11 protein-coding genes and 1 pseudogene are annotated in these 12,429 nt (G+C 64.6%); 8 read left to right on the forward strand and 4 right to left on the reverse strand.

What is annotated here, in order from left to right:
• Positions 1-67 precede the first annotated feature (67 nt).
• From glpD to ALC15_RS10505, 8 genes and pseudogenes are all read left to right on the forward strand, one after another.
• Complete coding sequence (glpD, locus tag ALC15_RS10470) at positions 68-1,612, forward strand: glycerol-3-phosphate dehydrogenase (protein WP_050627181.1); 1,545 nt, start codon at positions 68-70, stop codon at positions 1,610-1,612.
• On the forward strand, positions 1,609-2,697 hold the full coding sequence (locus ALC15_RS10475; protein WP_050627182.1) for an ABC transporter ATP-binding protein: 1,089 nt from the start codon (positions 1,609-1,611) through the stop codon (positions 2,695-2,697). Before glpD ends, ALC15_RS10475 begins: the two co-directional genes overlap by 4 nt.
• Positions 2,698-2,709: 12 nt before the next feature.
• The gene (locus ALC15_RS10480; RefSeq protein WP_050627183.1) at positions 2,710-3,795 is read left to right on the forward strand and encodes an ABC transporter ATP-binding protein; all 1,086 of its coding nucleotides are present in this window, start codon (positions 2,710-2,712) and stop codon (positions 3,793-3,795) included.
• Positions 3,795-4,697, forward strand: coding sequence for a carbohydrate ABC transporter permease (locus ALC15_RS10485; RefSeq protein ID WP_050627184.1), 903 nt, complete (start codon positions 3,795-3,797; stop codon positions 4,695-4,697). Before ALC15_RS10480 ends, ALC15_RS10485 begins: the two co-directional genes overlap by 1 nt.
• Positions 4,697-5,503 carry a carbohydrate ABC transporter permease gene (locus ALC15_RS10490; protein ID WP_021075985.1) on the forward strand — a complete coding sequence of 269 codons (807 nt, stop codon included), beginning with the start codon at positions 4,697-4,699 and terminating at the stop codon, positions 5,501-5,503. The genes ALC15_RS10485 and ALC15_RS10490 overlap by 1 nt, the downstream gene beginning before the upstream one ends.
• A gap of 9 nt (positions 5,504-5,512) precedes the next feature.
• Positions 5,513-5,839, forward strand: a complete 327-nt coding sequence (locus ALC15_RS10495) for a DUF2160 domain-containing protein (RefSeq protein ID WP_050627185.1) — start codon at positions 5,513-5,515, stop codon at positions 5,837-5,839.
• Positions 5,840-5,954: 115 nt separating this feature from the next.
• Positions 5,955-7,696 (forward strand): annotated as a pseudogene (locus ALC15_RS10500) (ABC transporter substrate-binding protein).
• 143 nt (positions 7,697-7,839) lie between these two features.
• Positions 7,840-8,550, forward strand: a complete 711-nt coding sequence (locus ALC15_RS10505; protein WP_050627186.1) for a hypothetical protein — start codon at positions 7,840-7,842, stop codon at positions 8,548-8,550.
• Here the strand turns inward: ALC15_RS10505 and ALC15_RS10510 are convergent.
• The 4 genes from ALC15_RS10510 to ALC15_RS10525 form a co-directional block, all read right to left on the reverse strand.
• Positions 8,539-9,351: a tetratricopeptide repeat protein gene (locus ALC15_RS10510; protein ID WP_050627187.1), complete on the reverse strand. Its 813-nt coding sequence runs from the start codon at positions 9,349-9,351 to the stop codon at positions 8,539-8,541. The genes ALC15_RS10505 and ALC15_RS10510 overlap by 12 nt on opposite strands.
• A gap of 276 nt (positions 9,352-9,627) precedes the next feature.
• Entirely contained in the window at positions 9,628-10,731 is a 1,104-nt protein-coding gene (locus tag ALC15_RS10515; protein ID WP_050627188.1) for an alkene reductase, read from the reverse strand.
• Positions 10,732-10,806: 75 nt separating this feature from the next.
• Complete coding sequence (locus ALC15_RS10520; protein WP_200914658.1) at positions 10,807-11,556, reverse strand: SDR family NAD(P)-dependent oxidoreductase; 750 nt, start codon at positions 11,554-11,556, stop codon at positions 10,807-10,809.
• 199 nt (positions 11,557-11,755) lie between these two features.
• Positions 11,756-12,259, reverse strand: coding sequence for a DUF1993 domain-containing protein (locus tag ALC15_RS10525; RefSeq protein ID WP_050627189.1), 504 nt, complete (start codon positions 12,257-12,259; stop codon positions 11,756-11,758).
• Positions 12,260-12,429: the final 170 nt, after the last annotated feature.

Genomic DNA, 12,429 nt, shown 5'->3' on the forward strand with positions numbered 1-12,429 from the left:
GTTGTGATCTACTCCAATCCGAAAGTAAAACCGCCAAAGCGAAGGCGGTTGCCGGGGGAAGCGTTCTTTGGATCAGATTTACGACCTCGCCATCATCGGAGGCGGCGTTAATGGCTGCGGCATCGGGCGCGATGCGGCGGGCCGGGGTAATTCTGTTTTCCTGTGTGAAATGAATGACTTGGCCAGCGGGACGTCGTCCTGGTCGACCAAGCTCGTGCATGGCGGCTTGCGCTATCTCGAATATTACGAGTTTCGTTTGGTGCGCGAGGCGCTGATCGAGCGCGAGATCCTCTGGCAGATCGCGCCCCACATCATTCGACCGCTGCGTTTCGTTTTGCCGCACCACGCGGGCCTGCGCCCGGCCTGGCTGCTGCGGCTCGGCCTCTTCCTCTACGATCATATCGGCGGCCGGCATCTGTTGCCGGCGACGCGCTCGGTCGATCTGACCCGCGACGTGGTCGGCAAGCCGCTGATCCCCGGCCGCTACACCAAGGGCTTTGAATATTCCGACTGCTTCGTCGACGACGCGCGGCTGGTTGCGCTGACCGCGCGCGACGCCGCCGATCGCGGCGCCGAGATCCGCACCCGCACCCGTGCGGTCGAGACCCGGCAGGTCGACGGCATCTGGCACGTCACGGTCGAGGATACGACGAGCGGCTCGCGTGAGACGATCAAGGCGCGCGTGCTGGTCAATGCCGGCGGTCCCTGGGTCGAGCAGGTGCTGGCGTCAGGCGCCGGTGTCAACGCGCGGGCCAAGGTGCGCCTGGTGCAGGGCTCGCACATCGTGGTGCCCAAGCTCTACGACCACGACCGCGCCTACATCTTCCAGAATGCCGACGGCCGCATCATCTTCGTGATTCCCTATCAGAACGAATTTTCGCTGATCGGCACCACCGACCGCGACTATGACGGCGATCCGGCCAAGGTGAAGGCGACGCAGGAGGAGATCGAATATCTCTGCGCCTCCGCAAGCGAATACCTCGCCAAGCCGGTGAAGCCGCAGGACGTGGTTTGGGATTACTCCGGCGTGCGTCCGCTCTATGACGACGGCGCGAGCGAGGCCAAGGCCGCGACCCGCGACTATGTGTTCGAGCTCGATACGCCCGGCGGTGCGCCGCTGCTGTCGATCTATGGCGGCAAGATCACGACCTATCGCCGGCTGTCCGAAGAGGCGCTGGAGCGGCTCGCGCCTTATCTAAAGGGCGCGAAAGCGCAGGAGGGCTGGACCGGCAAGGCGCCGCTGCCCGGCGGCGACATGGATGTCTCCGCGGTCGCGGCGCTCGCCGCCGAACTGGTTCGCAACCATCCGTTCCTCGCGCAGCCCCACGCCAACCGTCTCGCGCACGCCTACGGCACGCGTGCCGCAAAGGTCCTCGGCAATGCAGCATCGGCTGAAGATCTCGGTCGCTCGTTCGGCGCGACCTTGACGGAGAGTGAAGTCCGGTACCTGATGGCGAATGAATGGGCTCGGACTGCGGAAGATGTCGTCTGGCGACGATCCAAGCTGGGCTTGCGGATGACGGCGGGTGAAATCGCCGCGCTCGATGAGTGGATGGCCGCCAACCGCGTCTCCGGTGAACGTCCCCTCCGCGAAGCGGGAGGACGGGCATGAGCGTTGCACTGCAGAACGTCACGCGAACCGTGGATGGCGTTCCGACCATCCGCGACGTGTCGCTGACACTGGAGCGTGGCACGCTCAGCGTGCTGCTCGGGCCGACGCTGTCGGGCAAGACGTCGATCATGCGGCTGCTCGCCGGCCTCGACAAGCCGGCCACCGGCCGCGTGCTGGTCGACGGCAAGGACGTCACCGGCGCCGACGTGCGGCAGCGCTCGGTCGCGATGGTCTACCAGCAGTTCATCAACTATCCCTCGCTGACGGTCTACGAGAACATCGCCTCGCCGCTGCGGGTGCAGGGCAAGCCGAAGGCCGAGATCGAGAAGCGGGTCGCCGAAGCGGCCGCTCTGTTGCGGCTCGAGCCTTATCTGAAGCGCACGCCGCTGCAGCTCTCCGGCGGCCAGCAGCAGCGCACCGCGATCGCCCGCGCGCTGGTCAAGGGCGCCGACCTCGTGCTGCTCGACGAGCCGCTCGCCAACCTCGACTACAAGCTGCGCGAGGAGCTGCGTGCCGAACTGCCGCGCATCTTCGAGGCCTCCGGCGCGATCTTCGTCTACGCCACCACCGAGCCGTCGGAGGCGCTGCTGCTCGGCGGCGATACGGTGTGCATGTGGGAAGGCCAGGCGCTGCAGACCGGCGCGACGCCGAAGGTCTACCGTCATCCCGACACGTTGCGCGTCGCGCAGGTGTTCTCCGATCCGCCGCTCAACATCATCGGCATCGAAAAGAAGGGTGACCGGGTGATCTATGCCGGCGGCGAGCAGGCGCCCGCGGCCGGCCTCTATGCCAGCCTGCCTGACGGCGCCTACCGGATCGGCTTCCGCGCCCACCAGCTCGATGTCGGCAACGTCGCGGCCGGCCGCCACAAATTCGCTGCCACCGTGACCGTGACCGAGATCACTGGCTCGGAGAGCTTCGTGCACGTCCATGTCCATGACTCCAACTGGGTCGCGGTGCTGCACGGCGTGCACGAATATGAACCCGGGCAGGTGCTCGACGCCGCGCTCGATCCCGACAACATCTTCGTGTTCGACGCGGCCGACCGCCTCGTCGCTTCACCCGCAACAAATTTCTCGAAGTGAGGGAGATGCTTCATGGCCCGCATTGACCTCGTCGATCTCGCGCAGTCCTACAACGGCAATGATGCGCCGCTGGAATCGTTCGCGCTGAAGCCGGTCACCATGACCTGGCGGCAGGGCGGCGCCTATGCGTTGCTCGGGCCGTCCGGCTGCGGCAAGACCACGCTACTCAATTTGATTTCCGGCATCGTGACGCCGTCGCGCGGACAGATCCTGTTCGACGGCCGTGACATCACGCCGCTGTCGACGCAGAAGCGCAACATCGCGCAGGTGTTCCAGTTCCCTGTGATCTACGACACCATGACGGTGGGCGAGAATCTGGCGTTCCCGCTGAAGAACCGCGGCATCGCCAAGGCCGAGGTCGATGCACGGGTCAGGCAGATCGCCGGTCTGCTCGACCTCACGCCCTATTTGAACCGCAAGGCGACGCGGCTGACCGCCGACGCCAAGCAGAAGATCTCGCTCGGCCGCGGCCTGGTGCGTTCCGACGTCGCCGCCGTGTTGTTCGACGAGCCGCTGACGGTGATCGATCCCGAGCTGAAGTGGCAATTGCGCTCCAAGCTGAAGGCGCTGCATCGGGAGCTTGACCTCACGATGATCTACGTCACCCATGATCAGACCGAGGCGCTGACCTTCGCCGACACCGTGGTCGTCATGCATGACGGCCGCGTGGTGCAGAGCGGAACGCCGGCCGAGCTGTTCGACAAGCCGGCGCACACCTTCGTCGGCTATTTCATCGGTTCGCCCGGCATGAACATCGTCCCCGCCGAGGTCTCAGGCCACGAGGCGCGGATCGACGGCCATGTCATCGGCCTGCATCGCAACTATGGTGTCCTGCCGGCCGGCAAGAAGATCGAGATCGGCGTACGGCCGGAGTTCGTCGATGTCGCGGCGCCCGCGTCGGGACTGCTCTCGGCCACCATCGAACGGATCGACGATCTCGGCCGCATCCAGTTCGCCCGCGTGCGCGTCGGCAACACCAAGCTCGCGGCGCGCGTGCCGCCGGGCTTCTCGGTCTCCGGCGATACCGCCGGTCTCGTTTTCAATCCCGCCTATGTCCACGTCTATGCCGACAGCCATTTGGTGGAAGGGGTCGCCTGATGGACAAGACGATCAACCAAAAAGCCTGGTTCCTGGTGCTGCCGGTGTTCCTGGTGGTCGCGTTCTCGGCAGTGCTGCCGCTGATGACGGTCGTGAACTATTCGATGCAGGACACCTTCGGCAACAACCAGTTCTTCTGGAACGGCGTCGGCTGGTTCAAGGAGCTGCTCGATCCCTCGACCGATCTCGGCGGCCGCTTCCTGGCCTCGCTCGGCCGTAATCTGTTCTTCTCCGCCGTGATCCTTGCGATCGAGGTGCCGCTCGGCATCGTCGTCGCGCTGTCGATGCCGCGCGAGGGCTGGAGCGTCGCGGCCTGCCTCGTCATCCTCGCGCTGCCGCTGCTGATCCCGTGGAACGTGGTCGGCACCATCTGGCAGATCTTCGGCCGCCCCGACATCGGCCTGCTCGGCTATGTGCTGAACCATCTCGGCTTCAACTACAATTACGTCTCCAATGAAGTCGACGCCTGGGTCACCGTCATCGTGATGGACGTCTGGCACTGGACCAGCCTCGTCGCGCTGCTGTGCTACGCCGGCCTGAAGTCGATCCCCGACGCCTATTACCAGGCGGCGCAGATCGACGGCGCCTCGCGCTGGGCGGTGTTCAAGGCGATCCAGCTGCCGAAGATGAACCGCGTGCTGCTGATCGCGGTGCTGCTGCGCTTCATGGACAGCTTCATGATCTATACCGAGCCGTTCGTGGTCACCGGCGGCGGTCCCGGCAACTCGACGACCTTCGTCTCGATCGAGCTCGTCAAGATCGCGCTCGGCCAGTTCGACCTCGGCAAGGCCGCCGCGCTCTCGCTGGTCTACAATCTGATCATCCTGATCGTGTGCTGGGTGTTCTACACCGTGATGACCAATGCCGGCTCCGAGCGTCCGGTCAAGGAAGGAGCGGCGTGATGCACTCGATCCCCGGCCGCCGCCTGATCATGGCGCTGTTCCTGATCTTCCTGTTGTTGCCGATCTACTGGCTCGTCAACATGAGCTTCAAGACCAACGCCGAGATCGTCTCGACGATGACCTTGTGGCCGCACACGCCGACGCTGCAGCACTACCGACGCATCTTCACCGACGAGAGCTGGTATTCGGGCTACATCAATTCGCTGGAATATGTCGTCATCAACACCGTGATCTCGATCGCGGTGGCGCTGCCGGCGGCCTACGCGTTCTCGCGCTACCGCTTCCTCGGCGACAAGCATCTGTTCTTCTGGCTGCTGTCGAACCGCATGGCACCGGCGGCGGTCTATGCGCTGCCGTTCTTCAACCTCTATTCGGCGATCGGCCTGTTCGATACGCCGTGGGCGGTCGCGCTCGCGCACTGCATCTTCAACGTGCCGCTGGCGGTGTGGATCCTCGAAGGCTTCGTCTCCGGCGTGCCGCGCGAGATCGACGAGACCGCGTTCCTCGACGGCTATTCGTTCCCGCGCTTCTTCATCAAGATCCTGGTGCCGTTGATCGCGAGCGGTATCGGCGTCGCCGCGTTCTTCTGCTTCATGTTCTCCTGGGTCGAGCTGCTGCTGGCGCGCACGCTGACTTCGGTGCAGGCCAAGCCGATCGCGGCGATCATGACGCGCACGGTGTCGGCTGCCGGCATGGACTGGGGTCTGCTTGCCGCCGCCGGCGTGCTTACCATCATCCCCGGCGCGCTCGTGATCTGGTTCGTCCGCAACTACATCGCGCGCGGCTTCGCGCTCGGCCGGGTTTAGGAGGCGCCCATGGACAGCATCGCATGGATGGCATGGACCTGGCCGACCGCGGTCTTCTTCGTGCTGCTTGCCTCTACGCTCGGCATGATGACCTGGCTCGCGATCGCCTATCCCGAAGCGGAGCGACTCGGCGTGCTGCGGATTCCGACCACGCGCGGCGATCGGTTGTTCGTCTCGCTGGTGCTGGCGGCGGTGATCCATTTGCTGTGGATCGGCCTCGTCGGTACCGATCCGATTTTTACCCTGCCGATCGGGGAGGGCATTGATATTTCGAGCCTGTGGCTCGCAACACTGATTTCGCTTGCCTCAGCTGCGGTGATCTTTCGCACCGTCTGAGAGGCGAAAAAGAGCAGATCCGGGGTCTACCCGGACCTGGGGTACTTAGTTTGTCGCTGCAACCGGAGGAATCAACATGCGACACTTGAGAAGGACCAAGGATAGTCTTCTGACCATGACCAGCGTCGTCGCGCTGGCTGTGGCATCAGTAGCTATCGCCGCGCCGGCTCGCGCCGACGAGGCGGCCGCGAAGAAGTGGATCGACAGCGAGTTCCAGCCGTCGACCCTCTCCAAGGACGACCAGATGAAGGAAATGCAGTGGTTCATCAAGGCCGCTGCCCCCTTCAAGGGCATGGAGATCAACGTCGTCTCCGAAACCCTGACGGTGCACGAATACGAATCCCGCACGCTCGCCAAGGCGTTCGAGGAAATCACCGGCATCAAGGTCAAGCACGACATCATCCAGGAAGGTGACGTCGTCGAGAAGATCCAGACCCAGATGCAGTCCGGCAAGAACGTCTATGACGGCTGGATCAACGACTCCGACTTCATCGGCACCCACTTCCGTTACGGCCAGGCGGTCGATCTGACGGAATGGATGAAGGGCGAAGCAAGGACGTCACCGACCCGATGCTCGACGTCGACGACTTCATCGGCAAGTCGTTCACCACGGCGCCGAACGGCCACCTCTATCAGCTGCCCGACCAGCAGTTCGCGAACCTCTATTGGTTCCGCTACGACTGGTTCACCAACCCGGAGTACAAGGCCAAGTTCAAGGCCAAGTATGGCTACGATCTCGGCGTGCCCGTGAACTGGTCGGCCTATGAAGATATCGCCGACTTCTTCACCAACGACGTCAAGGAGATCAACGGCGTCAAGGTCTACGGCCATATGGACTATGGCAAGAAGGATCCGTCGCTCGGCTGGCGTTTCACCGACGCCTGGCTGTCGATGGCCGGCAACGGCGACAAGGGTCTCCCGAACGGCCTGCCGGTCGACGAATGGGGCATCCGCATGGAAGGCTGCCGTCCGGTCGGCTCGTCGGTCGAGCGCGGCGGCGACGTCAACGGCCCGGCGGCGGTCTACTCGATCGTCAAGTACCTCGATTGGATGAAGAAGTATGCTCCGCCGCAGGCCCAGGGCATGACCTTCTCCGAGTCGGGCCCGGTGCCTTCGCAGGGCAACATCGCCCAGCAGATCTTCTGGTACACCGCCTTCACCGCCGACATGGTGAAGCCGGGCATCGCCGTGATGAACGCGGACGGTACGCCGAAGTGGCGTATGGCTCCGTCGCCGCACGGCTCGTACTGGAAGGACGGCATGAAGCTCGGCTACCAGGACGTGGGTTCGGCCACGCTCTTGAAGTCGACCCCGGTCGATCGCCGCAAGGCGGCCTGGCTCTATCTGCAGTTCATCGTCTCCAAGACGACGAGCCTGAAGAAGAGCCAAGTCGGTCTCACCTTCATCCGTGAATCCGACATCTGGGACAAGTCGTTCACCGAGCGCGCGCCGAAGCTCGGCGGCCTGATCGAGTTCTACCGCTCGCCCGCCCGCGTGCAGTGGACCCCGACCGGCAACAACGTGCCCGACTATCCGAAGCTCGCTCAGCTGTGGTGGCAGAACATCGGCGATGCGTCGTCCGGTGCGAAGACGCCGCAAGCTGCGATGGACGCGCTGGCCGCGGCCCAGGATTCGGTGATGGAGCGTCTTGAGAAGTCCGGTGTGCAGGGTGCCTGCGGACCGAAGCTGAACAAGAAGGAAACCGCCGAGTACTGGTACAAGAAGGCCGAGAAGGACGGCACCATCGCTCCGCAGCGCAAGCTCGCGAACGAGAAGCCGAAGGGCGAGACGATCGACTACGACACCCTGATCAAGTCGTGGCCGGCGAGCCCGCCCAAGCGCGCCGAAGCGAAGTAAGGCGGCAAGGCGTACCAGCCCACGCCATCCGCAGACTGCGAAAGGCCGGGAGCAATCCCGGCCTTTTTTACTTGATCGACGCTTATATCCGGAAGAGTGGAGCCCCTTTCGGGATTGTGCTCAAATGACGCGATGAGGTCATCATGCGCATGATTTTTCGCTGCGATCCGCGGCTTGCCGAACATCTGCCGCGGCCGTTCCCGGCCCGCATTGCGTTGCCCAATTGGCTGCGCGCGATGCCGGCGAAGGCGCATTCCGACATCCACGACCGCGACATCCGCACGGTCAAGCAATGCCCGCCCTTCGTCGATGCGATGGCCTACGGGGTGATGATCCCGCTGCCTTGCGATGTCAGGGTCGAGCACGGCACGTTCGCATGGGACTGGGACATTCCGGAGCCGGCAACGCAGGGTCACCCGCGCGCGCCGCTCAGCTTCCATCCACCTGCGCAATTCGCCGGCGCGCCGTTCGCCAACGGGCAGGCCGCGCTGAAATTCAACAGCTTCTGGACCATCGAGCTCGAACCGGGCTGGTCGCTGTTCGCGACGCATCCGATCAATCGCGACGACCTGCCGTTCCGGCTGATCTCGGGCCTCGTTGACGCCGACCGGTTTCACGACGGCGGGATCAATTTCCCGGCGGTCTGGACCGCGCCCGATTTTGCCGGCGTGTTGCCGAAGGGGACGCCGGTCGCGCAATGCTTCGCCGTGCCGCGAGAGGCCCCCGAACTGGTGTTCGAAGCCTTCGACGATGCACACCGCGAAGCCTATGCGAAAGTGGTCGGCGAGGTGCTGGCCGCGCCCAACGTCTACCGCAAGCATTTCCGCGCCAAGCGCGGGCGGCTAGTTACTTAACGCCTTACGCAGCGCCTTCTCATCGAGCCACAGCCGGCCGTGCGGAGCCGAGGTCAGCGCCATCGCGATCGATCCGAACAGTTGCGAACGCAAGGCATAGGCGCGCGCGAAGGCCTGCATTGCGCCGTCGGTGTCTCCACTCTCCTGCAGCGCGATCCCGAGATTGAGGGCGGCTTCGGCGTAGTCCGGCTTGATCTCGAGCGCCTTGCGATAGGCCTGTGCCGCGCCGTCGTGGTCGCGCAGATCCTGCTTTGTGACGCCGAGATCGAACCACACCGAGGCCGGTGCTGCGCCCGCGGTGGCGCGTGCAAGCAGGCCTGCGGCTCTGGCGAGCTCGCCATCCTCCCAGGCCAGCCGCCCGAGCCGCGCATTGGCTTCCTGATGCTCGGGAATGGCTTTGAGGATCGCTTCCCAGGCCTCGCGCGCCTGCGCCTTGCGGCCGGCCAGATCCAGCGTGCGGGCCTTCTCGACGAAGACATCGCGCTGTGGCTTCAGCGCGATGGCGCGGTCGAGATGCGTCAGCGCGACGTCGAATTCTCCATCGGCGCGGGCGAGGCGGGCGGCGAGCAGCCGCGCCGCGGCATTGTCCGGGCGCTGCGCCAGGCTGGTCTCGACATGGCTGCGAGCCGGCGCGATCTCACCCTTGGCAAACAGCACGGCGGCCAGCAGATGGCTCAGCATCGGCTCGCCGGCTTGGCGTGCAAGGCCGCGCTCGCAAAGCGCGATCGCCTCGTCGTGCCGGCCGCTGTTGAACGCTGCGGTCGCGCGTCGGACGATATCCTCGGCGTTGTCCTTGCTCATTCCCGCATATGACCACGTTATGCTCTCGATACGCACCATGCTATGCGGTGCAGGAGGTCGAGGCCAGCGCTTGTCGTGCCGCGAGGCCGTCGATGCATGGAAATCAGATAGCGCGCAATGAAAAAGGCCGGGGCGATCCCGGCCTTTCTGTTTTCTCCGTTGTCATCGCCCGGCCTGACCGGGCGATCCAGTATGCCGCGGCGTCTCAATCAACCGCCGGCATCTCTGGAATACTGGATGCCCCGCCTTCGCGGGGCATGACTCGTTTTGGTGTAGTTACTCCGCCGCTTCGGTCGCCTTCAGCGTCGGGTAATCCGTGTAACCCCTGGCGCCGCCGCCGTAGAAGGTCGCCTTGTCCCACGCGTTGAGCGGGGCGCCGGCCTTCAGCCGCTCGACCAGATCGGGGTTGGAGATGAAGGGCTTGCCGAACGCGATCAGGTCGGCCGCACCGGCCTCCAGCACCTTCTCCGCCAGCGCAAAGTCGTAGCCGTTGTTGGCGATATAGGCCTGCTTGAAGCGCTTGCGCAGCGAGGCGTAGTCGAACGGCAAATTGTCGCGCGGGCCGCCGGTCGCGCCCTCGATGACATGGATATAGGTCAGCTTCAGCGCGTTGAGCTGATCGACGATGTGGTCGAACAGCCGCTGCGGATTGGAGTCCGAGACGTCGTTGGCCGGCGTCACCGGCGAGATGCGGATGCCGGTGCGGTCGGCGCCGGCCTCCTTGGCGACCGCCTTGGAGACCTCCAGCATCAGCTGGGCGCGTTTCTCGATCGAGCCGCCATAGGCGTCGGTGCGCTTGTTGGTGCTGTCCCGCGCGAACTGGTCGAGCAGATAGCCGTTGGCGCCGTGGATCTCGACACCGTCGAAGCCGGCCGCCAGCGCATTGGCGGTGCCGCGCTTGAAGTCCTCGATGATGCCGGGGATCTCCGACAGCTCGAGTGCGCGCGGTTCGGACACGTCGGCGAAGGTGCCGTTGACGAAGGTCTTGGTCTTGGCGCGGATCGCGCTCGGCGCCACCGGCGCGCCGCCGTTCGGCTGCAGCGAGGTGTGCGAGATGCGGCCGACATGCCAGATCTGGATGAAGATCCGGCCACCGCGCTCATGCACGCGATCGGTGACCTTGCGCCAGGCTTCGACCTGCTCTTTCGAATAGATGCCGGGCGTGTCCTGATAGCCCTGGCCCTGCTGCGAGACCTGGCTCGCCTCGGTGATCAGAAGACCGGCCGAAGCGCGCTGGCCGTAATAGTCCACTGCGAGCGGGCTCGGCACCATGCCGGGCGGCACCGCGCGGTTGCGCGTCAGCGGCGCCATGACGAGGCGGTTCGGCAATGTCAGCGCGCCCAGCTTGTAGGGCTCGAGGAGTTTGGTCGATTGGCTCATGTGAAATGTTCCAGACAATGATCGATGGGGGAGAGTTGTGCATTGCGGCGACGAGCGCAATGGCCCGTCCGCAGATCAGCCGCGCACGATTCCGCCCATGTGACCCGCATCGAGGAACAGAGTATGCGCGTTCACATAGGAGGATTCATTCGAAATCAGGAACAGCGCAGAATAGGCGACCTCCCAGCCGGTGCCCTGGCGGCCGAATGGCACTGTCACGGCGCGGTCCGATCGCCTTCGGCTGGCGTCGCGGCCCATCGGCGTATCCATGAAGCCGGGCGCGATCACGTTGCAGCGAATGCCCTTGTCCTCGCCGGCCCGCGCGATCGCCCGGCCCAGCGCGATCTGCGCCGCCTTGGAGGATTCATAGGCGGGATTGCGGCCGCCGGCGCGCTGGCTCGCCATCGACGAGATCAGGATGATCGCGCCGCCCGGCGCCATCAGCTCCAGCGCTTTCTGCGCGAACAGCATGTGGCTGCGCACATTGACGGCGTAGTCGCGGTCCCAGGCTTCCGCCGTCATCTTGGGCAGCGACAGGCCGGAGGAGATGCCGACATTCAGCGCCAGCCCGTCGAGCCCGCCGAGCTTTTGCGTACAGCGTTCGACCGCGGGCGCGATCGCTGCGACGTCGGAGACGTCGACCACATCGGTGAACGCCTTGCCGCCTTCTCTTGTGATCTGCGCGACTGTGTCGTCGGCCGCTTCCTTGTTGACGTCGAGGCAGGCTACGGAAGCGCCCTCGCGCGCGAACAGCACACTCATGGCGCGGCCGTTGCCGATCGGCGGCGCTTCATCGACCGTTGTGCGCTGTCCGGCACCGACCACGATAATGCGTCGGCCGGCGAGGCGGCCGTGGTTTTTGCCAGCCCCAGCGCTTCCGCATGTAGCGAGGCCGAGGGATCGATGGCTTTCGGTGCGTGGGTTGTGGTCGACATTGGCGTGCTCCCTGACGTCTTGTTGTTGTCAGGGAGCAGTAGCACGGCTGGGAGCGTGAGGCTAAAATCCCGCAGCGGGGAATATCGCGTCAGCTGACGCCGAGGAAATCGCGCTTGCCGACCTCGACGCCGTTGTGGCGCAGGATGCCGTGCGCGGTGACGGCGTGGAAATAGAAGTTCGGGAACGAGAACGCGCTGAGGAATTGCTGGCCCTTCAGGGTCATGGTGCGCTCGGCGCCGATCGGGAAGGTGACGTCCCTGGCGTCCGCACCATCGAACTGCTCCGGTTTGAACGACTTCACATAGTCGATCGTCTTGGCCAGCCGCTGCTTCAGTTCGCCGAAGCTCTTCTCGGTGTCGGGCGTCGACGGCACATCGCTGTGGGTCAGCCGCGCGCAGCCGCGTGCAGCATGGTCGCAGACCAGCTGTATCTGCTTCGTCAGCGGCAGCATGTCGGGATAGAGCCGCGATCCCAGCAGCACCTCGGGCGCGATCTTCTTCGCTTCGCAATGCGCCTCGGCCTTGGTCAGCTCGCCGGTGAGGCTGTTGAGGATCTGCAAATACGCGGGGACGACGGCGTCGTGAAAGGACATGGGGATGCTCCCTGTGATGATGAAAATCCGGATGTTACCGAACGGCGCTGCTGCAGATGGGGTGGCTCGTGGAAAATACAACTGAGAAGCGCCGCAACAGCAGACAAATGTTCTGCTTGCCTTCTTCGAAGGCGTCGTCCCGAGATCCCCTCGGGAGGCCCGTCCGGTAT

Origin of the sequence: Bradyrhizobium viridifuturi (genome assembly GCF_001238275.1) — a bacterium.
In the GTDB taxonomy this organism is placed as follows: Bacteria; Pseudomonadota; Alphaproteobacteria; order Rhizobiales; family Xanthobacteraceae; genus Bradyrhizobium; species Bradyrhizobium viridifuturi.